The 22,673-nt window shown below is 45.5% G+C and carries 16 protein-coding genes and 5 tRNA genes; 12 read left to right on the forward strand and 9 right to left on the reverse strand.

What is annotated here, in order from left to right; all coding sequences use genetic code 11:
* Positions 1-164: 164 nt before the first annotated feature.
* Positions 165-1,055: an HTH-type transcriptional activator IlvY gene (ilvY, locus tag R7P72_RS19175; RefSeq protein WP_005379097.1), complete on the reverse strand. Its 891-nt coding sequence runs from the start codon at positions 1,053-1,055 to the stop codon at positions 165-167.
* Positions 1,056-1,198: 143 nt separating this feature from the next.
* Between ilvY and ilvC the strand changes: the two genes are divergently transcribed.
* Positions 1,199-2,683 (forward strand): ketol-acid reductoisomerase, encoded by a 1,485-nt coding sequence (ilvC, locus tag R7P72_RS19180; protein ID WP_005379098.1) that lies wholly within the window; start codon positions 1,199-1,201, stop codon positions 2,681-2,683.
* Between the two features lie 266 nt (positions 2,684-2,949).
* Here the strand turns inward: ilvC and ubiK are convergent, their stop codons facing one another.
* The 4 genes from ubiK to R7P72_RS19200 all read right to left on the reverse strand — a co-directional run bounded on the left by ubiK (position 2,950) and on the right by R7P72_RS19200 (position 8,174).
* Entirely contained in the window at positions 2,950-3,201 is a 252-nt protein-coding gene (gene ubiK / locus R7P72_RS19185) for a ubiquinone biosynthesis accessory factor UbiK (RefSeq protein ID WP_005379099.1), read from the reverse strand.
* 131 nt (positions 3,202-3,332) lie between these two features.
* On the reverse strand, positions 3,333-6,455 hold the full coding sequence (gene vmeD, locus R7P72_RS19190) for a multidrug efflux RND transporter permease subunit VmeD (RefSeq protein ID WP_005379100.1): 3,123 nt from the start codon (positions 6,453-6,455) through the stop codon (positions 3,333-3,335).
* A 12-nt stretch (positions 6,456-6,467) separates the two neighbouring features.
* Positions 6,468-7,574 carry a multidrug efflux RND transporter periplasmic adaptor subunit VmeC gene (gene vmeC / locus R7P72_RS19195; protein ID WP_005379101.1) on the reverse strand — a complete coding sequence of 369 codons (1,107 nt, stop codon included), beginning with the start codon at positions 7,572-7,574 and terminating at the stop codon, positions 6,468-6,470.
* Positions 7,575-7,592: 18 nt separating this feature from the next.
* Positions 7,593-8,174, reverse strand: coding sequence for a TetR/AcrR family transcriptional regulator (locus tag R7P72_RS19200; protein ID WP_005384254.1), 582 nt, complete (start codon positions 8,172-8,174; stop codon positions 7,593-7,595).
* 170 nt (positions 8,175-8,344) lie between these two features.
* Between R7P72_RS19200 and rep the strand changes: the two genes are divergently transcribed.
* A complete protein-coding gene (gene rep, locus R7P72_RS19205; RefSeq protein WP_005379104.1) occupies positions 8,345-10,360 on the forward strand; it encodes a DNA helicase Rep in 2,016 nt (671 codons plus the stop codon).
* Between the two features lie 73 nt (positions 10,361-10,433).
* Here the strand turns inward: rep and R7P72_RS19210 are convergent, their stop codons facing one another.
* A complete protein-coding gene (locus tag R7P72_RS19210) occupies positions 10,434-10,847 on the reverse strand; it encodes a c-type cytochrome (RefSeq protein WP_005384252.1) in 414 nt (137 codons plus the stop codon).
* A 335-nt stretch (positions 10,848-11,182) separates the two neighbouring features.
* On the opposite strand from R7P72_RS19210, the gene R7P72_RS19215 reads away from it, so the two are divergent.
* From R7P72_RS19215 to R7P72_RS19235, 5 genes are all read left to right on the forward strand, one after another.
* Positions 11,183-11,259 (forward strand) — tRNA-Arg (locus R7P72_RS19215).
* A 33-nt stretch (positions 11,260-11,292) separates the two neighbouring features.
* Positions 11,293-11,368 (forward strand) — tRNA-His (locus R7P72_RS19220).
* Positions 11,369-11,437: 69 nt separating this feature from the next.
* A tRNA-Pro gene (locus R7P72_RS19225) sits at positions 11,438-11,514 on the forward strand.
* 48 nt (positions 11,515-11,562) lie between these two features.
* Positions 11,563-11,638 (forward strand) — tRNA-His (locus R7P72_RS19230).
* A 64-nt stretch (positions 11,639-11,702) separates the two neighbouring features.
* Positions 11,703-11,779 (forward strand) — tRNA-Pro (locus R7P72_RS19235).
* 195 nt (positions 11,780-11,974) lie between these two features.
* Here R7P72_RS19235 and R7P72_RS19240 read toward each other — a convergent pair.
* The gene (locus tag R7P72_RS19240) at positions 11,975-12,700 is read right to left on the reverse strand and encodes an HAD family hydrolase (RefSeq protein WP_005379107.1); all 726 of its coding nucleotides are present in this window, start codon (positions 12,698-12,700) and stop codon (positions 11,975-11,977) included.
* A gap of 661 nt (positions 12,701-13,361) precedes the next feature.
* Here R7P72_RS19240 and R7P72_RS19245 point away from each other — a divergent pair.
* The 5 genes from R7P72_RS19245 to R7P72_RS19265 all read left to right on the forward strand — a co-directional run bounded on the left by R7P72_RS19245 (position 13,362) and on the right by R7P72_RS19265 (position 19,978).
* Entirely contained in the window at positions 13,362-15,077 is a 1,716-nt protein-coding gene (locus R7P72_RS19245) for a dipeptide ABC transporter ATP-binding protein (RefSeq protein WP_005379108.1), read from the forward strand.
* Between the two features lie 92 nt (positions 15,078-15,169).
* A complete protein-coding gene (locus R7P72_RS19250) occupies positions 15,170-16,723 on the forward strand; it encodes an ABC transporter substrate-binding protein (RefSeq protein WP_005379109.1) in 1,554 nt (517 codons plus the stop codon).
* Between the two features lie 147 nt (positions 16,724-16,870).
* Positions 16,871-17,848, forward strand: a complete 978-nt coding sequence (locus R7P72_RS19255) for an ABC transporter permease (protein WP_005379110.1) — start codon at positions 16,871-16,873, stop codon at positions 17,846-17,848.
* 2 nt (positions 17,849-17,850) lie between these two features.
* Positions 17,851-18,801, forward strand: coding sequence for an ABC transporter permease (locus tag R7P72_RS19260; protein ID WP_033907403.1), 951 nt, complete (start codon positions 17,851-17,853; stop codon positions 18,799-18,801).
* Positions 18,802-18,958: 157 nt separating this feature from the next.
* Complete coding sequence (locus R7P72_RS19265) at positions 18,959-19,978, forward strand: SPOR domain-containing protein (protein ID WP_213908236.1); 1,020 nt, start codon at positions 18,959-18,961, stop codon at positions 19,976-19,978.
* Between the two features lie 74 nt (positions 19,979-20,052).
* On the opposite strand, the gene R7P72_RS19270 is transcribed toward R7P72_RS19265, so the two are convergent.
* Positions 20,053-20,196, reverse strand: a complete 144-nt coding sequence (locus tag R7P72_RS19270; RefSeq protein WP_155486777.1) for a hypothetical protein — start codon at positions 20,194-20,196, stop codon at positions 20,053-20,055.
* Positions 20,186-22,507, reverse strand: a complete 2,322-nt coding sequence (locus R7P72_RS19275; RefSeq protein WP_132937271.1) for an acid phosphatase — start codon at positions 22,505-22,507, stop codon at positions 20,186-20,188. Before R7P72_RS19275 ends, R7P72_RS19270 begins: the two co-directional genes overlap by 11 nt.
* Between the last annotated feature and the right edge of the window lie 166 nt (positions 22,508-22,673).

The following is a 22,673-nucleotide window of genomic DNA, read 5'->3' on the forward strand; positions in this document are numbered from 1 at the left end:
ACTCAGAAGTGAAACGAAATAGCGCCGATGGTAGTGTGGGGCTTCCCCATGTGAGAGTAGGACATCGCCAGGCTTTAAATTTAAGAAGCCCGCTCGAAAGAGCGGGCTTTTTTGCATCTATAGAGTTTTAAAATTAGCCCACTTTATACCTAAAAAGTGTTCATCTAAGGTGCGATATACTTGCTCTCTGCAACCTTCCAAAAGGCTTTAACAAGCGGATTCTCCAGCTGAGTTTTGTTGCAGCAAACACCAAGTTTAAAAGGTTTAATTGGTAAGACTTTTAAACGATTTATCTTTTCTCTTACCGGACTGTTGTTGATTACAACATCAGGTGCGATACCTACTCCACACCCCAATGCAACCATACTTACGATGGCTTCATGTCCGGAGGTTTGTGCGTAGATCTTTGGCTTTATTTTCATTTGTTTGAGCCAAGTATTGGCCCTGTCCCTTGCCGTTCCTGCTTCTGGGAGTATGAATGGAATGACCGACCAGTCTGGTTTTTCTTTTTGTAGCTCTTCAGCAAACGCACTAACCCCAACAGGTACGATGACAGAAAGTGGGATTTCACTGATCGTTTCAAATGCGATTTTATTTGGCATCTGTTCTGACTTGGCTGATATGGCAATATCGGCTTCATCTGCTAGTATTTTGTCGATCGCTTGAGCTGGATCGCCGGTTGATAGTTTGAACTCAATGAAAGGGTTCTGAATACGAAAGTCAGAGATTAGCTCCGGAAGATGGCTGTAGCTTGCAGTAACAGAACAAAAGAGACGGATTTCTCCTTTCAATTCATCCTCGGTTCCCTTCAGGTGACTCTGATACTGCTGCCATTCGCCAAGAATCTTTAAGGCAACTGGGACTAGCTTTTTACCTTGGATAGTTAAATCAACGCTACGGTTGTCGCGTAAAAACAATTGTTGGCTGGTTTCCTCCTCTAATTTTTGTATCTGTCGGCTTAAGGCTGAAGGGCTAATATGCATTGCCGCTGCGGTCTTGGCGAAACTTTTACTCTCACAGAGATGAATGAAAAGTTGCAGGCTTTTGATATTCATTAAATTTTCATTTCCATGTTGCATAAATTGCAATAACTAATTGTGAATATATCACTTTAAGCAATCTCATGTCTGTTTTAGTATGAAGTTATTCGGTAAGGCAATTACTGACCTCAATGGAAGAATCTCAAAGGAGCACCCAGATGGCTAATTATTTCAATACCCTAAACTTGCGCGAGCAGTTGGACCAATTAGGTCGTTGTCGTTTTATGGACCGCAGTGAGTTCGCTTCAGAAGCGGATTATCTGAAAGGTAAGAAAGTAGTCATTGTAGGTTGTGGTGCTCAAGGTCTTAACCAAGGTCTGAACATGCGCGACTCTGGTCTAGACGTTGCTTATGCGCTTCGCCAAGCCGCGATTGATGAGCAACGCCAGTCATTCAAAAACGCAAAAGACAACGGTTTTGAGGTAGGTAGCTACGAAACGCTAATTCCACAAGCTGATCTAGTAGTAAACCTTACTCCAGATAAGCAGCACACAAACGTTGTTGAGACGGTAATGCCGTTAATGAAAGAAGGCGCAGCACTAGGTTACTCTCACGGTTTCAACGTTGTTGAAGAAGGCATGCAAATCCGTAAAGACCTAACGGTAGTAATGGTTGCACCTAAATGTCCAGGTACGGAAGTTCGTGAAGAATACAAGCGCGGTTTCGGTGTACCGACTCTTATCGCTGTTCACCCAGAGAACGACCCAAAAGGTGAAGGTTGGGATATCGCGAAAGCTTGGGCTGCAGCAACAGGTGGTCACCGTGCAGGCTGTCTAGAGTCTTCTTTTGTTGCTGAGGTGAAATCTGACCTAATGGGTGAGCAAACTATCCTTTGTGGCATGCTACAGGCTGGCTCTATCGTATGTTACGAGAAGATGATTGCTGATGGTATCGATCCTGGCTACGCTGGTAAGCTTCTTCAATACGGTTGGGAAACCATCACTGAAGCACTGAAGTTTGGTGGTATCACTCACATGATGGATCGCCTAACTAACCCTGCAAAAGTGAAAGCATTTGAGCTTTCTGAAGAGCTAAAAGAACTGATGCGTCCGCTATACAACAAGCACATGGATGACATCATCACCGGTCACTTCTCTAGCACTATGATGGCTGACTGGGCAAACGACGATGCAAATCTACTAGGTTGGCGTGCAGAAACAGGTGAAACTGCTTTCGAAAACTACCCAGAAACTGACGTAGAAATCTCTGAGCAAGAGTACTTCGATAACGGTATCTTGATGGTTGCTATGGTTCGTGCGGGTGTTGAGCTAGCATTCGAAGCGATGACGGCATCTGGCATCATCGATGAGTCTGCTTACTACGAGTCTCTACACGAGCTGCCACTTATCGCAAACACTATCGCACGTAAGCGTTTATACGAGATGAACGTGGTTATCTCAGACACTGCGGAATACGGTAACTACCTGTTCGCTAACGTAGCAACGCCGCTTCTACGTGAGAAGTTTATGCCAGCCGTAAATACTGACGTAATTGGTAAAGGTTTAGGTGAAACGTCTAACCAAGTGGATAACGCGACTCTTATCGCTGTGAATGAAACAATCCGTAACCACCCTGTAGAGTACATCGGTGAAGAGCTACGTGGTTACATGACTGATATGAAGCGTATCGCGGTGGGCGGCTAAATGACTCCATTTCGGTGTCGAAGGTGCTCGTTTACTATCGTAAAGTCCGCGCCTTCTCCTAGAAATGAAACCTTAATACAGCGTAATTTACTTAGTCTCAAGTAACGCAGTAGATAAACTCCAGGCAGACTGGAGTGATAAATACAAAATAAAACACAACATCTAATCAAAAGGCTTGGTCGCCGTTGACCAAGCCTTTTTGTTTTTAGCCGATTTATCTGCGCGCCGATAAGAAAAACGCTCCTTTGTGAGGAGCGCTTTGATACTTATTTTTCAGCAAGCTTTTCTTCAAGTTGCGCCAACTTCTGTTCCATTTCTGTTAGCTTTTGACGTGTACGTAGTAAAACTTGAGTTTGAACATCAAACTCTTCGCGACTTACAACATCTAGCTTGTTTAGCTGGCCTTGGATTACTTGACGAACTTTCTGATCGACATCAGAGCCCAATTCTTTTACAGGTTGAGGCATTGAGTCGTGAATCTGTTTAGCAATTTGCTCTAATTTCTTTGGGTCAAACATAGTGGCTAAAACTCCTTTTGATTTGTCCTCATTTTAAGTAAATGATACGTGAAAGTCGCCACTTAGATGGCAAAAAAGAGAGCGGCAATAAAAAAGGCCACCGAAGTGACCTTTTTGAATGCCTTAATAGCTTATCTGTTATCCGCTAATTCACGATGAGCTGCTTTCGCTTCGTCAACTCGCGCTAACTTCTCCAAGTCTTTGTCTTCAACAAATACTGGCAGAGGTTTGTGTTTTTCAGCTAGGTAGCTGTAAATCACAGGTAGTACGAATAGTGTGAACAGTGTACCGATTGCAAGGCCAGCAACGATGACGATACCGATACTGAAACGTTGCGCGGCACCTGCACCTGTTGCGTACATCAGCGGGATCAGACCTGCGATCATCGCTGCAGTGGTCATTAGGATAGGGCGAAGACGCACTTTCGCAGCTTCCATCACCGCATCAATACGAGACAGTTTATTATGTAACTGCTCTTCTTTGGCGACTTCACAGATCAAGATACCGTGCTTGGTTATTAGGCCGACCAGCGTTATCAAACCAACCTGCGAGTAGATGTTCATCGAGGCCGTACCCCAGGCCAATGCGATCAAGGCACCACATATTGCCAGAGGTACAGATACCATGATGACAATAGGATCGCGGAGTGATTCAAATTGAATCGCCAGAACGAGGAAGATGATCGCAAGTGCAAGACCGAAGGTTGCATACAAGGCACTACCTTCCGTTACAAACTGACGAGATTCGCCCATGTAATCGTGGTTATATCCTGCAGGCAGTTTGGTTTGTGCAATATTTTCAAACCAGTCGATTGCGTCACCCATAGCAACACTAGGTGATGGTACTGCACCCACAGTCGCTGAGTTTAGCTGGTTGAAGTGTGGCAAAGAGCGAGGCTCAGCCACCACATCGATAGTAATCAGACTGCCTAATGGAACCGCTTTACCATCCACAGAGCGAACATAGTAGTTCTTCATCGATTCTGGGTTTAGACGCCATTTACGCTCAACTTGAGGTATCACCTCATACGAGCGACCATTCAGGTCGATTCGGTTTACATAACCATCTGCCATCATGGTGCTGAGAGTGATGCCAATGTCTTGCATAGTCACACCGTAGGCACCCGCTTTGTCTTTATCGATCTTGATCTTCATCGTTGCTGAATCGTAGTTCAAATCCAGGTCGGAATAGACAAACATTGGGCTACTTGCAACATCGGTTAGAATATCGCTAGCGATAGTAAACAAGCTCTCGAAGCTATTTGGTGTTGTAATTACAAACTGAACAGGTAGACCTGAGCCTGCACCTGGAAGCTCTGGCATTTGGAATGCAGTGACAGACATACCAGGCACACTTGATACTAGGCCACCCACACGTTTCGTGATTTCAGATTGGCTTGCCTCTCGTTCACTCCAAGGCTTCAATGTTGCTAGGCCAAACGCTTGGTTTGAGTTTGGTACACCATTAAAGACCTGTGCGTATTCCACCTCCGGTTGATCTGAGAGTATTTGGTTTACGTCATCCATGGTATTTTGGATATAGTCCAAGTTCGCGTTTGATGGGGCAGTACCCATCAGCATGACCACACCTTTATCTTCAGATGGTGCTAGTTCGCTAGGAATAAACTTGAACAAGACCGGTAAGCTTGCAAATACAATGATTGCAAACGCAATAACAACCGGACGATGAGCCATTACCGCTTTCAACATGCCTTCGTAACGAGTGGTCATGCCATCAAGGATATGGTGAACTTTTTGCTCAAACTTGCTTGGCTTCTCGTTCGCCTTCAGCATCTTCGAACACATCATTGGTGATAGTGTCAAAGCGATGATGCCGGATACGAATACTGAACCTGCCAGTGTCAAAGCGAACTCTTTGAACAATGAACCGGTGATACCACCCATCAATGCGATCGGCGCGTACACTGCACCTAGCGTCAATGTCATCGCGATAACTGGAACCGCAATTTCACGCGTACCAATAATTGCAGCTCGGAATGGCGATTCCCCTTCTTTGATGTGACGGTCAACGTTTTCTAGTACAACGATCGCGTCATCCACCACCAGACCGATGGCAAGCACCATCGCCAGTAGCGTCATCAAGTTCCAAGAGAACCCCATTGCCTGCATCACCATTGCCACACCAATCAATGAAAGTGGAATGGTCACGATAGGAATGATTACCGCGCGGAATGAGCCCAGGAACAGTGTGATAACCACAAGTACGATTACTGCTGCTTCAAGAATCGTTTTCACTACTTCGTGAATCGATTCGTTGATGGCGATAGTTGAGTCGTACATTACGTTCATTTTGATGTTACTTGGTAGGTTGCGCTCAAGCTGAGGCAACAGTTCAAGTACGTCTGCTGCAATGTTGATTGGGTTAGCACTTGGCGCTGCGTTGATCGCTGCAACCACAGCTTCTTGACCGTTTGCACTTGCGCGATAAACGTCGTGACTCTTCTCTAGCGTTACTTTAGCGATATCACCTAGGCGGATGACATCCCCTTCACCAGTTTTCACGACCAATGCTTCAAGTTCAGCAACGTTTGATACCTGAGTATCTGCGCTACCGTTATAAAGCACGAACTCACCCGTCGCTTGACCGGTTGCAGATTGGTAGTTGTTGGCGTTAAGAACGCTCATCACATCGGTTGCGGTCAACTTCAAAGCGCCCATTTTGGCAGGATCTAGCCATACGCGCAGTGCGTACTTCATACCACCATACAGGTCAACTTTGGACACACCGTTTACGGTGAACAACTGCGGGTTGATTACACGCTCAAGGTAGTCAGTGATCTGGCTTGAAGATAACTCGTCACTCGTAAAGCCGATGTACAGTACCGCCGTTGTCGAACCTGTCGACATGGTTACGGTTGGGTCTTCGGCTTCTTTTGGTAGCTGTGAACGTACCGAGTTGGTTTTCGCCAGAATGTCAGACAACGCCGCATTTGGGTCAGTATTCAACTTCATGTTGACAGTAATGGTCGATTTACCCAGTACCGATTGCGAAGTCATGTAATCAATATTATCGGCTTGCGCTACCGCTTGCTCCAATGGCTGAGTAATAAAGCCTTGGATCAAGTTGGCACTTGCACCGTAGTAACTGGTGGTCACGGTGACCACCGTATTCGTCATTTCAGGGTATTCACGAACCTGCATTTTGAACACCGCTTGCAAACCAAGCAATGCAATCAAAAAGCTGATCGATACCGCTAAAACTGGACGTTTTATAAAAACATCTGTAAAGCGCATGATGCCTCCAACTTAAAGCATTGGTGTTTCAGCAGGTGGGGTAGTTGCATCGCTTTCGACAATGCTTACTTTCGCATGGTTACTCAAACGGACTTGACCCGATGTCACCACTACATCACCTGGCTTCACGCCTTCTAGAATGTGTGCGATATCTTTAGAGCGTTCGCCAACTTTTACCACATGCTGCTTAACGCGTTTTTCGCCATCTTCTTCTGTTACGATGTAAACATTGTCGCCATACAGCGTAAATGTGATCGCGGTTTGAGGTAGAGTGACCTGATTTTCTAATTTAGGCAGAATGATGTTTGCACGCGCGAACATACCACTACGCAGTTTGCCGTCACTGTTAGGGATATCCGCTTGAACTTGAATCAAACCACTTTGTACGTTTACAGCTGGTTCAATCGCAGAAATAGACCCTTTGAAAGGTTGGTCTGGATAAGCGTCAACAAAGATATCCACTTCTTGATCGATATTGATACGTGAAATATCGGTTTGTGGCACGGTGAAGCGCAAGCGCATCACGCTGGTATCTTCAAGGCGAACAATGTCGGTGCCCGCCTGTAGGTACTGACCGAGGTACACGTTACGAATACCTACCACACCATCAAATGGCGCTTTGATTTCGCGTCGGTCGATGGTCGCTTTCAGGCTTTCAATATCCGCTTTTAAGGAGAAGTAGTTTGCTTCTGCTTCGTCATACGCTTCTTTAGAAATAGAGCCTTTTTTGAATAGCCCTTGGTAGCGTTTGTATTTCGCTTCTGCCGCTGGCAACTTAGCTTGCGAGCTCTTCAAATTTGCTTTTTCGACTTCAGAATCAAGCAACACTAATGGCTGACCCGATTTAACTTGAGTACCGGAATCAAACGCGATTTTATCGATAACACCGCTGGTCTCATTTGCTACCGTCACGCCTTGGTTTGGCTCGATAAAACCAATTGCTTCGATGACTGGTACCCAATCCACCGCTTGCACTTCTGTCACGGTTACTGGGAACTCAGGTTCAGGACGGTTTGCCATGTATTCAGCGATCTTTTGTTGCTTAAATAAATTGAAACCTATCACGCTGCCGAACAAGAGAACGGCGATAAGTAACATAAAGAAAGTCCACTTTTTCATTCTATTAAGAACTCCAAGTTAGTGTTTAATAATTGCATCCCAACTGGCTTCAATAGCGGCCTCTAATGCCGTCTTATCCAGTTGATAAAATCCCAAAGCGTGTTTCCGAGCAAGTGCAACACTTGCCTCAAAACTTAATCCAGAAAGTACTTCGTTATCGAGAAGCTTGAATACTCCCTCGTCTTTACCCTGATTAAAAAGAAGATCTACTTGGGCAAACATTTGTCTCTCAAGTTCCCGAGCTTTGCTACTATTTGAACAGGGTAAAGATTCATATTGGACCCGGTTGCTGATCGCACTTAAGTTCGAGCTCGCTAGATTCCAAATATTGAGCCACATGGTTCGATAACGCTGTTTTAAAGGCATCTCTTCACTAACACCTAGTTGCACCGCAGTAGCAACACGCTTAGCAACGTTAAGGCGTAGTTCCTCTAAAAGATGTTCTTTATCTGAGAAATAACGGTAAATCGTCCCTGCTGCGACACCTGCCTCATTGGCGAGCTTTTGCATGGAAAGCCCTTGAAAGCCAGATTCAGCAATGAGTTGTTCAGCAGCGACTAAGATTTGTTCTCGTTTATCTACAGCAGGGTTATCCTTCATAATGTCACCCTTTAGTGAATGAACGTTCATTCATTATAGCTTAAATACCCGCCATTTATGCAACAGAATATTGCACTTAATTGGTGTGAAAATTACAAGAAATCAGCATAGCTTTCACGAGGCCACCCCTTTATCATAGGCGCCACATTCATCACCCGCAGAGAATTTCTATGAAGCTGAACCCTAGTCAAGATGAAGCCGTGAAATACGTGTCTGGTCCATGCCTAGTGCTAGCTGGTGCTGGCTCGGGCAAAACTCGTGTTATTACCAATAAAATCGCTTATCTGGTTCAGCAATGTGGTTACAAAGCGCGTAACATTGCTGCGGTGACGTTTACCAACAAAGCAGCACGTGAAATGAAGGAGCGTGTAGGTCAAACGTTAGGGAAAGGTGAGTCTAAAGGTTTGATGGTATCAACATTCCACACTTTAGGATTGAACATCATCAAGCGTGAGTACAAGCATTTAGGGTTGAAAGCGGGCTTCTCACTGTTTGATGACCAAGACCAGCTAGCGCTGCTCAAAGAACTTACCGAAAAGCAGCTTGATGGTGATAAAGATCTGCTACGTCAGCTTCTGAGTTGTATTTCCAACTGGAAAAACGACATGTTGACGCCAGAGCAAGCCAAAGCGCGTGCGCAAGGTGAACAGCAACAATTGTTTGCGTTCTGTTTTGATATGTACCAAAAGCAAATGAAAGCCTATAACGCGCTCGATTTTGATGACCTAATTTTGATGCCCGTTTTACTCTTACGTAATCATGAAGATGTTCGTCAGCGTTGGCAGAATCGTATCCGTTACCTACTGGTTGACGAGTATCAAGATACCAACACGAGTCAGTATGAGCTGGTCAAATTAATTGTCGGAGAACGTGGGCGATTGACGGTTGTAGGGGATGACGATCAGTCTATTTATTCATGGCGTGGTGCGAAACCTCAGAACCTCGTGTTGCTGGGTGAAGATTATCCAAATTTGCGTTTGATTAAGCTAGAGCAAAACTACCGTTCAACGAGTCGAATCCTGCGTGCGGCCAACATTTTGATAGCTAACAACCCTCACGTCTATGAGAAGTCCTTGTTCTCTGAAATTCCTGACGGTGAAAAACTCAAAGTGTTGTTGGCTAAAAATGAAGAGCATGAAGCAGAGCGCGTAACGGGTGAACTAATTGCGCATAAGTTCCTAAACCGTACCGAATATAAAGATTATGCGATTCTATACCGTGGTAACCACCAATCACGTTTGATTGAAAAGTCTCTGATGCAAAACCGTGTACCGTATAAAATTTCTGGCGGCACCTCGTTTTTTGCGCGCGCAGAGATTAAAGACATCATGGCGTATTTGCGCGTTTTGGTTAATCCGGATGACGACAATGCATTTTTGCGCATTGTGAATACTCCACGACGTGAAATTGGCCCAGTAACGTTAGAGAAGTTAGGCAGTTATGCCAATATGCGAGGGAAGAGCCTGTTTGAGTCGAGCTTTGAAATGGGGCTCGAACAGCACCTAACGGGACGTGGCCTAGAAAACCTGCGTCGTTTCACCCAATGGCTAGTGGCGATTGCTGATCAAGCTGAGCGTGGTGATACCGTCGAAGCGGTTCGTTCGCTAGTTCGTGATATCCATTATGAAGATTGGCTATACGAAACTTCAGCAAGTCCGAAAGCCGCTGAAATGCGAATGAAGAACGTTTCTGATCTTTATTCATGGATAGTGGCGGACCTAGAGGGTGACAACTACGATCAAGAAGAGAAAACGTTAAAAGAAGTCGTTCAACGTTTGACCTTGCGTGACATGATGGAGCGCGGTGAAGAAGATGAAGACAGTGATGCAGTACAACTGATGACCTTGCACGCATCAAAAGGCCTTGAGTTCCCATATGTATACTTAATTGGGTCCGAAGAAGGTATTTTACCGCACCAAACCAGTATTGATGAAGATAACGTGGAAGAAGAGCGTCGCCTGATGTACGTTGGTATTACTCGCGCGCAACGTGAACTGACTTTCACTATGTGCAAAGAGCGTCGGCAGTTCGGCGAGTTGATCAAACCGACTCAAAGCCGCTTTTTGGATGAGTTGCCATTTGATGACGTTGAATGGGAAGTAAACAAAAAGCCAGTATCAGCAGAAGAGCGTATGGCGAAAGGTCAAGCACACATTGCCAATATTCGAGCAATGTTTAAGAAGTAAAGTAACCCTGTTCTCACTGACTAAAAACAAAAAGGCTTGCCAACTGGCAAGCCTTTTTCGTTGATGTCTTTACTTATAGACCTTCAATCATGTGGTCAATTGCTGCGATGATTTCATCGTCAGAACAGTCCATACAGGTTCCTTTGGCTGGCATCGCATTGAAGCCTTCTAATGCGTGCTTCACTAACGTATCTTTGCCTTGTGCAATACGTGGTGCCCAATCATCGGCATTACCTGTTTTAGGTGCGCCGTTTACACCAGATGCGTGACAAGCAATACAAAAAGTACCATAAACTGTGGCGCCATCACGTGGACCGGTTGGCTCTTCTTTCACTGGCTCAGAACCCGCTAGATAAACATCACCGACAGGTTGGATGCGTTCTGCGATCGCATCGTATTCAGTTTGGCTGATGTCAGAAGCTAAAGCTGCCGTAGAAAACGTTAAGGCAGCGAACAAAACGCTAATCATTTGTCGAGACATATCCATTAAACCCACTTCACATTCCCGAGGTAAGTGACTTACCTATTTATATAGTTAGAGTATTAATGCCGAGCAGAGAAATCATTAAATTCCACTGAATGGCATAGAATGATTAGACAACTTGGTTGCAGCTGTTAAATCAATGTAAATAATGGGTGATTATATCCCGATAACTTGTTGCAATAAACAACAAGTTATCCATGACAGGGCGTGAATCACATCAAAAATCCACTTTAACGGAAGATAACTGTCGAAAAAGAGACCAAACGATAAAAAAAGTAAAAAAAGTACTAGACGGCATAGTGTGATATCCGTATTATTCCACTCCGCCGATAGGGCATGCGCCCGTAGCTCAGTTGGATAGAGCGTTGGCCTCCGGAGCCAAAGGTCGAAGGTTCGAATCCTTTCGGGCGTACCATTGCCTCGGAGGATACATCGGTAAAAATCAGTGGTGGCTATAGCTCAGTTGGTAGAGCCCCGGATTGTGATTCCGGTTGTCGCGAGTTCAAGTCTCGTTAGCCACCCCATTCTTTCTTTTTTAGATTGAATGCGGTAGCATTGCTCCCAATCTTGATTCAATCAAGATAAAACATCGTCGGTGAATAGCGCAGCTTGGTAGCGCATCTGGTTTGGGACCAGAGGGTCGGGGGTTCGAATCCCTCTTCACCGACCACTATTTAGTTTATGGCTCTAATAGAGCGGTAAACAGCAAAAATTGATGGTGGCTATAGCTCAGTTGGTAGAGCCCTGGATTGTGATTCCGGTGGTCGCGAGTTCGAATCTCGTTAGCCACCCCATTAATTAAGGTGACTTCTTAGTTGAAGTGTCCTGTCTGATTTGAGAAAATCAGCAAATACAGTTCGGTGAATAGCGCAGCTTGGTAGCGCATCTGGTTTGGGACCAGAGGGTCGGGGGTTCGAATCCCTCTTCACCGACCACTATTTAAAGCCTCAGTCGAAAGACTGGGGCTTTTTTGCATCTCTCCTGAAAAGAATCGGCATTCCATTTCAATTTTTCCCAAAAGTGTACAGCTCTAGGGGCTTTTGACCACCTATGATCCAAATGCTTTTCGAGCTGACAAAATAAACCCCAGAGCAGTGTCTGGGGTTTTGTAGTTTTCTAATCCGCTGCTTTTATTGGGCGAGTGTTTTAAGGATTTCTTTCAGTTCTACCGTTTCTTGGATTTCAAAACTTGGCGTTATATCCGTTGAGTTGCTTGCGCCTGTCGCATTCACCCATACACTCAAAATGCCCATATTGTTAGCGCCAGCAATGTCAGCAGGTAAAGAGTCGCCCACGTGTAGAGCCTCTTCTGGTTTTACTTCGACCAAGTCGAGCGCTTTTTGGAAAATACTTGTAGCAGGTTTCTCTTCTGGCTCTTCTCCTCCCACAATAATATGGTCCACCCAGTTGCTCATTTGTGTCGCGTTTAATTTAGGGTGTTGAGAAAAAATCGGGCCGTTAGTGATCACGACGAGTTTGTAATGTTGACGAAGGTCGCTGAGCATTTCTTTTACACCAGGGAAGAAAGTGAACGCGCCCATACGTGCAGAGTCAAAGTAGTCTTGAGCTTGTTGAGCCTCTTTTGCAGTGATGCTGACGCCTTGCTCCGCCAAGATGTTTTGGATCAGGCCACAACGGAAGGCATTTTCATCGGGTAGCAGAGCAACAAGGTGAGGGAACTCAGCATTCAGCTTTTTGTATACACCCTGTAAGTAGCGCTGCAAAAAAGCTTTTGGCTCAGTCACTTGTGGGTAGGTTTTATGAATCCAAGTTGTAAACGCTTGTCCTGCAACTTTATCGGCTTGTGACGTTGCACATAAAGTCTCGTCCATATCAAAAAAAATCGCTTTAAGCACAGGGGCTCCTTTTATTTACGGCTTGGCTTTGACACTGTTCATCTATTATCCCACTCTCAATTGTGTCGTAAAGGGTTAAAACCGGCGAGTTTTCTTATGACGTACGAATGAAGATAGCGGTACTTTCCTTTGCTTAGTCAATAAACCGCTTAAGTGGCGCATAATCTGCATTGGAGCAGGATTTGTGTGGTTTTGCTGTTTTGTTCACGTTTTGACCTATCCTTTCTCTTCCTAAGTTTGGCTTTTTGTATTTGCCGACTATTTTATTAATAGTTTTTTATGTTGAAAAAACACTTTTTGCATATGATATTGTTTGTTAAATGTTAATAAATGCACATGAATAATATGGTTAATGATCTTGTTTAGCTCATGTTTACTTTTAGAGCATTTTTCTAGTTTTATTGGTGCATGACGCACAAAAATAGTGTGATATGAAAATGGTTAAATACTTGTTAATGCATTTTTATTCGCTAATTGTGCGTTTATTTAATGTTTTTTCGGCGGAATATACTTTAATTGTTGCTTTTTTGTGTGATTTTTGCCAAATTATTTCCGCATTAAGATTTCAGAGTATTATTCTGAATTTGAACGGATTCATTCAGGTGATGAATGGTGCCTTTGGCATGATTCGATACCACAGACAAGGCAGTAGAGGTCTGAAATGTCACTATTAGAAGTGAAAAACCTTCGTATTGAATACCCATCCCGACACGGCGTTCACGCTGCCGTGAAGTCACTTTCTTTTCATATTGAACGTGGTGAAATCGTGGGTGTTGTTGGCGAATCAGGTGCGGGTAAATCCACCGTTGGTAACGCCGTTATTGATTTGCTTAGCCCTCCAGGTCGCGTTGCTAGCGGCGATGTTTTCTTGGATGGAGAAAAAATTTCTGGCCTATCACCAGAAGCGATGCGTAAGGTTCGCGGCTCGAAAATAGGTTTTATTTTCCAAGATCCGATGACCTCGCTCAATCCACTTTTTACTGTTGAGCAACAGCTGAAAGAGACGATCCACGCTAACATGAAGGTCTCTGATGAAGAGGCGTATCAGCGCGCGCTTTCTCTTATGCAGCAGGTTGGTATTCCGCAACCAGAAAACCGCTTAAAACAGTACCCGCACCAATTCTCTGGTGGTATGCGTCAGCGTGTTGTCATTGCTATTGCTTTGGCTGGTGAGCCTGATCTCATCATCGCGGACGAACCAACTACGGCGTTAGACGTTTCTATCCAAGACCAAATCCTCAACTTGATCCGCGAGCTGTGTATCAAGAACAATGTCGGCTGTATGTTAGTTACTCACGATATGGGTGTCGTCTCCAACGTCACCGATCGCGTGGCGGTAATGTATCGTGGTGACTTGGTGGAGTTTGGACCAACAGCCAAAGTATTGGGCGATCCTGATCACTCTTACACTCGCAGTCTAATTTCAGCGGTACCACGTTCAGACAGAAAGTTAGATCGTTTCCCGTTAGTAAGCTATATCGAAGAAGCGGCGGAAATGGAGCCACTCGATATCAAGAACCACTGGTTAGGACAAAGCCAAGATGAGCGTGAGTACACTGGCCCGCTTTTGGACGTGAAGAACGTTAATCTTCGCTTTGTGACCAAAGACTCTTTGTTCGAGAGCCGCCGAGAATACGTGCAAGCATCTAATAATGTGAGCTTTGAAGTGCACGAAGGCGAAACCTTTGGTTTGGTGGGCGAGTCTGGTTCAGGTAAATCGACCATTGCACGTGTGATTGCTGGTTTATACCAACCTAACTCTGGTCAGGTGAAATTCGAGGGCATTGACCTGACCGCTTTAACCTCTGAGAAAGAGCGCCGCCCGATGCGTCGTCAAATGCAGATGGTGTTCCAAAACCCATATACTTCAATGAACCCTCGTATGAAGGTATTCGATATTATTGCTGAGCCAATCCGTTTCCATAAATTGACGAAAAACGAGTCGGAAACTCGCCAAATCGTGAATGACCTATTGGATCATGTTGGTTTGGGTCGAATGGCTGGGCTTAAGTACCCTCATGAATTCTCCGGTGGTCAGCGTCAGCGTATTTCTATTGCGCGTGCGTTGGCGACTCGTCCTCGACTTTTGATTTGTGATGAACCGACCTCAGCACTGGACGTATCGGTACAGGCACAAATTCTAAACTTGCTGAAAGATCTGCAAAGTGAGCTGAACTTGACTATGTTGTTTATCAGCCACGATTTACCTGTTATTCGTCAGATGTGTGACCGAGTAGGTGTGATGCAAATGGGTACACTTTTAGAAGTGGCACCAACAGAACAGTTATTCACGGCACCTCAACACGAATACAGCAAAAAATTGATTTCTCTGATGCCGGAGTTTACTGGCTTGCGAGAAGAGATCGAAACGGCATAAACCAAGCAATTCGCTTGGCTAACCTTTAGTCATAACAAAGACGCAAACACAACAACAAGGGATCCGTATCCCCGCATGAAGGAGTTATGCAAATGAAAACCATGAAAAGCAAATTAGCAGTGGCGCTAATGGCTGCGGGCCTAAGCTTTAACGCAATGGCAGCAGATATCAAAGTTGGCTATGCAGCTGACCCAGTATCGCTTGACCCACATGAGCAGCTATCAGGTGGCACACTGCAAATGTCACACATGGTATTTGATCCGTTGGTTCGCTTTACTCAAAAAATGGATTTCGAGCCTCGCCTAGCAGAAAGCTGGGAACGTATTAACGATACGACTGTTCGTTTCAAACTGCGTGAAGGTGTGAAATTCCATTCTGGCAATACTCTAACGGCTGACGACGTCGTGTGGACGTTCCAGCGTTTACAAAGCTCTCCTGACTTTAAAAACATCTTCGACCCGTACGAAAAAATCGTCAAAGTTGACGACAACACGTTCGATCTTGTAACTAAAGGTCCTTACCCACTAGTGTTGCAAACCGCAACGTACATTTTCCCAATGGACAGCAAGTTCTACACGGGCAAAACTGCGGACGGCAAAGACAAGTCTGAGTTAGTGAAGCACGGTAACTCATTTGCATCGACTAACGTATCTGGCACGGGTCCATTCATTGTGACTTCACGTGAACAGGGCGTAAAAGTGGAATTTGAACGCTTTAAAGATTACTGGGACAAAGAGTCGAAAGGTAATGTTGATAAGCTAACGCTTGTGCCAATTAAAGAAGACGCAACTCGTGTAGCAGCGCTGCTTTCTGGCGGTGTTGACATGATTCACCCTGTAGCGCCAAACGACCACAAACGCGTTGAAGATGCTGACGGCATCGACCTAGTTACGCTACCTGGTACTCGTATCATCACGTTCCAACTAAACCAAAACAGCAACGAAGCATTGAAAGACGTTCGCGTTCGCCAAGCGATTGTTCACGCAATCAATAACGAAGGTATCGTGAAGAAAATCATGAAAGGCTTCGCAACGGCCGCTGGTCAGCAAAGCCCGGCAGGTTACGTGGGTCACGATGACAAACTGGTTCCTCGCTACGATCTGAAGAAAGCGAAAGAGCTGATGAAAGAAGCGGGTTACGAAAATGGCCTGACGCTAACGATGATCGCACCAAACAACCGTTACGTGAATGATGCGAAAGTAGCACAAGCGGCGGCGGCAATGTTGTCTAAGATCGGTATCAAGGTTGATCTGAAGACCATGCCAAAAGCGCAGTACTGGCCTGAGTTCGACAAGTGTGCGGCAGACATGCTGATGATCGGTTGGCACTCAGATACAGAAGACTCAGCGAACTTCAACGAGTTCCTAACGATGACTCGTAACGAAGAAACCGGTCGTGGTCAGTACAACTGTGGTTACTACTCAAACCCAGAAATGGACAAAGTGGTTGAAGCTGCGAACGTAGAAACGGATCCTGCGAAACGTGCAGAAATGCTGAAAGGTGTAGAAGCAACACTATACAACGACGCAGCATTCGTACCGCTACACTGGCAAAGTGAAGCGTGGGGTGCGAAGTCTAACGTGAAAGCGGCAGACATCGTTAACCCAATGGTAATGCCTTACTTCGGTGACCTAGTGGTTGAATAATCACGGTTAGTCGACTTTGAGGAGGGATGGATTTCCCTCCTCAACTTAAAGCACTCGACTCAGTTTTGTTTCAGTCGGATTGAGTGGGTTATTTAGACTGAATTTTCTCTCTAATTTAGAGATCTATGGATAGTTAAGGGGCAAGGAATGTTTTCGTTTCTGGTCAAGCGCCTGTTTCAGGCACTGATAGTGATGTTTGTGATCAGTTTGGTGGCGTTTGCCATTCAGGACAACCTGGGTGATCCGCTGCGTGAGCTTGTAGGTCAGTCGGTTTCGGAATCGGAGCGTCAAGCGCTACGCGACGACTTAGGCCTGAACGATCCCTTTATCACAAAGTACACGCGCTTTGTGGGTAATGCACTGCAAGGTGATTTGGGTACCTCATATTTTTTCAAGCGACCTGCGGTTGAGGTGATTCTCGACAAGCTGGTAGCTACATTAGAGCTCGTGTTTGGCGCGACGCTTATCATCATTGTTTTCTCTATTCCGCTTGGGGTGTACTCTGCGATTCATCCTAAGAGTGTTTTTACCAAATTTGTCATGGCGATGAGCAGTGTCGGTATCTCGATTCCGGTGTTCTTAACCGCAATCATGCTGATGTATGTCTTTTCAATAGAACTCGGTTGGTTGCCTTCCTATGGGCGAGGTGAAACCGCTAACGTGCTCGGTTGGGAATCTGGCTTCTTTACCATCGATGGCATTAAGCACCTTATCCTGCCGTGTATTGCGCTAGCGTCTATCATGCTGCCGTTGTTCATCCGTCTGGTACGTTCAGAAATGCTGGAAGTACTGAGCTCGGAATACATTAAGTTTGCCAAAGCAAAAGGTTTGAACTTACAAAAGATTTATTACCAACATGCACTTAAGAACACCATGCTACCAGTATTGACGGTAGGTGGCGTGCAGATTGGTACCATGGTGGCCTACACCATTCTTACTGAAACCGTGTTCCAATGGCCGGGCACTGGCTTCCTTTTCCTAGAGGCAATCAACCGTGTAGATACACCGCTGATCACTGCCTACGTTATCTTTGTTGGTCTGATCTTCGTGGTAACCAATACCATCGTTGACTTGCTGTACGGCATCATCAACCCAACTGTGAACCTAACTGGAAAAGGAGCTTAATCATGAGCCAATCAAATTTAACACCAGCTCCTGCTCCATCAGCGTGGCAGCGTTTCAAAGAGTCAGATTTTCTGTATTACTTCAAACGCGACAAAGTGGCGATGGCGAGTTTTACCGTCTTTATGATGTTCTTAGTATTGGCATTGGCTGCACCGATTCTTGCGCCAACAGACCCGTACGATCTGACGTCTATCGACATCATGGATTCTGAGTTGCCACCTTCGTGGATGGAAGATGGCGATGAGCGCTTTGTGTTGGGTACTGACGAGCAAGGTCGCGATATTTTATCGACCATTCTTTACGGCTCTCGTCTGTCTCTAACCATCGGCTTCCTGGCTGTTGGCCTTCAGTTGGTACTGGGTATCATCATTGGTTTGTCGGCGGGTTATTTCGGTGGCCGTATCGATAGCTTCTTGATGCGTTTTGCAGACGTACAGTTGTCGTTCTCGACCATGATGGTCGCGATCATCGTGTCAGCTATCTTCAAAGCCAGCTTTGGCAGTGATTTTTACAGCCAATATGCGGTGGTCATGCTGGTGGTGATCATCGGTGTGGCAGAATGGCCGCAATACGCACGGACCATTCGCGCCTCGGTATTGGCAGAGAAGAAGAAAGAATACGTAGAAGCGGCACGAGTGATGGGCTTTAAAGCGCCACGCATCATGTTCCGTCACATCCTGCCGAACTGTCTATCACCAATCTTGGTTATCTCGACGGTACAGGTAGCGAATGCGATCATGTCGGAAGCGGCACTGTCATTCCTAGGTTTGGGTCTTCCTGTTGATCAGCCGTCACTAGGTGCGCTGATCAGCATCGGCTTTAACTACATCTTCTCAGGTGCGTGGTGGATTACTGCCTTCCCAGGCATCGTGTTGGTTACACTGGTTCTGGTTATCAACTTATTGGGTGACTGGTTACGAGATGTATTCAACCCGAAACTGTACAAAGGTTAAGAATTTTCCCGCCAAGCGTTGTAAATTCGCTTAATTCCTTCCTAAACTGAGAGCCGGATGCAAATTCCGGCTCTTTTTTTGCTAGTTATTCTTTGTTCACATTTTTTTGGCGCTTTGCCGCCATAATGACCTTACCCACTAATTTAGAGTGAAGTGTATGGAAATGAAGAAGGCACAACACCCATCTCGTATCTTCCAAGCAAGCCTAGCTTTCGGCTTGTTGCTGGTATGCGCCCAGTTTTCTAGCCCAGTATCGGCGGAGGAGTTCCTTTGCCAAGCCACTCAAGCCAGCGAGAAAGAATTACCGATGCTTGAGAAAACGTGCCCAATTGGTAACGGAGTATGGGGAAAGAAAGTGCCGCAGGGGGGCAACTACCTTTACTGGATTCAATGCGGATTGCTACCCAAGCCTATGTCTCTCGCGAAAGCTAAGCCTCTCTATAGTAAAATCACGACTGACGTATGGATGAAGCCTGAATCCAAAGGCTATCGCTGTTTGATTGGACCTTACAAGGCATTGTCTGATGCGAGGGATGACTTACGAGGAGTCAAAACCTTGTCGAACTACAAAGAGGCGTTCATCCGAGTGGTTGGGAAAGGGACGAAACAACCAGTAACACCACCTACACCTAAATCTACTGTATCGTCGAAATCAGCCGCATCTTCGGTTAAGCCAACACCGACGGTGACCCCGAAACCCGCGCCAGTTCCTGCTGTGCGAGCTGATACCGACGCCTTTAAAGCGCGGGCAGAGAAGCCAGATACCAAGGCAAAAAGTTCACGTGATAGCTCTTCGTCTACGCCTGTTGCTAAGACCAAAGCGAAGCCAATTGTCACTGGAAATGATGACATTGAAGTTCGGTTGAGAACTTCAGTACAGGGCAAAACGTACGTGGTCCCATATTTACTCGATCACCATAATCAGTTTTACATGGAACATGGTAAGCCGTGGAACCGCCTCAACTACGAAAACTCGCACAAAGTATGTCAGCAACTGGGTATGAACTTAGCTAACCCTGCAGAGTTTAAAGCGCTGAGGGCGTCTGGGGTGATGGAAAAAAATCAATGGCCACTGCAACTGCCGTATTGGGGCAAAGATAAGAAAGGTTTGTTCGCCGATCGTGAGCCCAATCAGCTCACCGGAACCTCATTATTGAACGTGGTGTGCGTGAAATAACGACTCAGATATTGCGGTCAAAATATAGAAGAAAGCCCCGAGTTCGGGGCTTTTTGCGGTCTCAAATATTATCGCTATTTGAGTGGCGTTTCTTTGTGACAGTTAGAGCAGATATACACTTCTTTGATGCCGACCAATCGTTCCCAAAATGTTCTGCGTCTTCTACGCAAATGCACGCTATCACAGCAAGGGTTAACGATGGTTGCTTTAGTCATCATCACCAGGCTCCAAAATCGGTAGTGAACTCGCGATGCTTGTCATGGCTTCTTTGCTGTTAGAGTACAGACCATATTCCGGTGCGGATTCATGACCGTTTTGTTCTTTACTCCAACGAATACCAATATAAAAGTCACCAAAATCGCGGTTGATGTAACGATGACGAGTTTTGTAATCTGACTCTGAGCCTGTTTCTTCTAGAATCAGCAGTTCACGGTCTTCATCATTCTGGATTTCCCAATTACCTGGAGTTTGGAATCCTGTTGGCATGAACGAAGTGTAGTTGTAAGTATCAGTGTCGTATTCGTACGCACCTGACGAGTATTTCAGGACTGTGTCGTCGCCTGTGCCATTACTTTCTACCATCAAGTCATGCTCTACCGTGCCTTGTTTGATGTGTTCTGCAACCGAAAGTGATTCTGCGAATGGGGTATTGCTTGAGTCCATCCAGAACAGCTCATCATCTGAGATTTTAACGATCATTTGAGTGCCGTTATGCTCGGTTTTGTGCTGGTACAACATTTCATACTCGTCGCCGTAGCTGTTGTATAGCTTGCCGTCTTTCAACTCAACGTCGTTACAGTCTTTATTGTTGTATTCTGTGTAACCAGTTTGTTGGTCCAGATCGGCAAGAATGGCGTAAGCATCGTGTTCCCATGTGTCTTTTAGGAAGTCACTGATGTTCGCTTTGTACTCTTGACTCATCTCATCGTGGTTTGAACCCCAGCAGAATAGTAGGCCTTCAGAATCTTGCATCAACATGGCGTAGCCGATTTCACCATCTTTCTGTGCAAAGCTACCCATTTTCCATTCTTGACCGTTGAAGTGCTCGTGAGTGAAGCCCAAAGTCGGTACTACTGGTGGTGGCGTGACGCCTTCGATAACCGTTGGCATGCTGAGCGCAATTTGTACCGCGGTATGGCCATCTGTTGCGCTAATCGCAAGTGTTGCTCCAGCTTCACCTGCTTTTGTTGGTGTGCCTTTAATGGTGATAATTGCATTACCATCCTCAGATACTGTTAGACCTTCAATGTCCACATAGTCCGCTGAGTAGTCGGTGATATGACCGTCTTTATCTTGGAACAAGCTAGAAATATCGAGCGTTTGTTCAAATACTTCACCTTGTTGTAGGTACCAACCATCAACGATGGACTGCAGATGCGCTTGTTCTGTTTCTACAACCATTGGTGGTAAGTTTGCCGATTCGATTTCGAACTGAAATACGGTGCTTACCGTACCCAAAACCTTACCTGACGAATCAATGTCTTGCGCCGTTAGAACAATCTCAAAATCACCAGCTTTCTCTACGATTGCAGTTGGTTGTAGAACAATCAGGTTGCCAGTTTGCACAACTTCAATGCCTGTGCCTGCAAAGTTGTGCGTCAGTTTGGTTGTCACAAGGTTTTGGTCTTTGTCTGCAAATAGACCTTCAATGTCTAGCTCTAAGCCATCAAAGTCCACGCCTTGTACGATTTTTGGTAGATTTTCTAGCTTATCTTTAGCTGCCTTTTCGACGATTTTGTTTACGGTTAGCTTGTTATTAACTGCCGTTTCAGGTGCTAAGGTGTCGCTGTCTGGGGTCGCGTCAGTGATGATTGGACGTAGATTTGGGTCATTGATGTTTTCGCCAGATGCAACAAGACGTTCCACTTCTTGGTTTGCCGCTTGAGCAAACTCCGTGGCTTTTTTCTCGTAGTTCGTTGGGTTTTGTGCTTTCGAGTCGGTCAGAATCTGAGCGGTTTTATGTAGTTCGGCGTTTTTTGTCGCACCTTCAACAAAATCACTGTACAGATCAATTGGTGCTTCTTCTGAGCCTCCTAGCGCTTGGTTTACTTTCGCTTTCGCGTCTTCTTCACTAATGGCTGGATCTTTTGCCATTTCAATCGCAACAAGGTCCGTGATAGGTGAAATCACGTTTGACGATGTTGGTGCACGGAACACGATTTCGTGGGCCATGGCTTGGCCTGGATGATCCATATCAACCGTGTATTTGCCAGCGTACTCTTTAGCATCCAAAGCGATAAGCTGTTTCTGCTTTGCACCGTTTGGTGTAATGGTCTGCAGCGCTAGAGTGCTTTCTGGTTTTGCATCCAATTTAAGCTGACCTTTCTCATCGGTCAGACCAAGGAATGTTTCTTGAGTGTCCCATTGGCCGTTGTTGTTCGTATCTTCAAAAACAACGGCATGCTTGAAGTAGCCGTCAAAACCTGTGATCACAACGCCGTCGTTAGCACTGTTTGAACCACCATCTGAACCGCCACAGCCTGTAAGAGCGATAGCCACTGACGCTGCTAGTAAACTCACCTTATTCATTATTTATTTGTCCTTGTTTCGTTTCCGAATGAGAAAGTCGCTTTTTTTATTATTTTTTTCCTTATATCTCACTAGTGAGATATAAGAGAGTGGTGTCTTTTTAATGACTATTGAGCTTAGGTTCAAGACACGAAAATCCGCACAAAACCCGTAAAATTTATTTCTA

Origin of the sequence: Vibrio sp. Vb0888 (assembly GCF_033338835.1) — a bacterium.
GTDB classification, from domain to species: domain Bacteria; phylum Pseudomonadota; class Gammaproteobacteria; order Enterobacterales; family Vibrionaceae; genus Vibrio; species Vibrio alginolyticus.

What these genes read in the sequence shown, in the direction of transcription:
- R7P72_RS19270 (WP_155486777.1), bottom strand. Translation starts at nt 20,196, where the DNA reads ATGATGACTAAAGCAACCATCGTTAACCCTTGCTGTGATAGCGTGCAT.
- ubiK (WP_005379099.1), bottom strand. Translation starts at nt 3,201, where the DNA reads ATGTTTGACCCAAAGAAATTAGAGCAAATTGCTAAACAGATTCACGAC.
- R7P72_RS19245 (WP_005379108.1), top strand. Translation starts at nt 13,362, where the DNA reads ATGTCACTATTAGAAGTGAAAAACCTTCGTATTGAATACCCATCCCGA.
- R7P72_RS19275 (WP_132937271.1), bottom strand. Translation starts at nt 22,507, where the DNA reads ATGAATAAGGTGAGTTTACTAGCAGCGTCAGTGGCTATCGCTCTTACA.
- vmeC (WP_005379101.1), bottom strand. Translation starts at nt 7,574, where the DNA reads ATGAAAAAGTGGACTTTCTTTATGTTACTTATCGCCGTTCTCTTGTTC.
- ilvY (WP_005379097.1), bottom strand. Translation starts at nt 1,055, where the DNA reads ATGAATATCAAAAGCCTGCAACTTTTCATTCATCTCTGTGAGAGTAAA.
- R7P72_RS19210 (WP_005384252.1), bottom strand. Translation starts at nt 10,847, where the DNA reads ATGGATATGTCTCGACAAATGATTAGCGTTTTGTTCGCTGCCTTAACG.
- vmeD (WP_005379100.1), bottom strand. Translation starts at nt 6,455, where the DNA reads ATGCGCTTTACAGATGTTTTTATAAAACGTCCAGTTTTAGCGGTATCG.
- R7P72_RS19265 (WP_213908236.1), top strand. Translation starts at nt 18,959, where the DNA reads ATGGAAATGAAGAAGGCACAACACCCATCTCGTATCTTCCAAGCAAGC.
- R7P72_RS19255 (WP_005379110.1), top strand. Translation starts at nt 16,871, where the DNA reads ATGTTTTCGTTTCTGGTCAAGCGCCTGTTTCAGGCACTGATAGTGATG.
- R7P72_RS19250 (WP_005379109.1), top strand. Translation starts at nt 15,170, where the DNA reads ATGAAAACCATGAAAAGCAAATTAGCAGTGGCGCTAATGGCTGCGGGC.
- rep (WP_005379104.1), top strand. Translation starts at nt 8,345, where the DNA reads ATGAAGCTGAACCCTAGTCAAGATGAAGCCGTGAAATACGTGTCTGGT.
- ilvC (WP_005379098.1), top strand. Translation starts at nt 1,199, where the DNA reads ATGGCTAATTATTTCAATACCCTAAACTTGCGCGAGCAGTTGGACCAA.
- R7P72_RS19260 (WP_033907403.1), top strand. Translation starts at nt 17,851, where the DNA reads ATGAGCCAATCAAATTTAACACCAGCTCCTGCTCCATCAGCGTGGCAG.
- R7P72_RS19200 (WP_005384254.1), bottom strand. Translation starts at nt 8,174, where the DNA reads ATGAAGGATAACCCTGCTGTAGATAAACGAGAACAAATCTTAGTCGCT.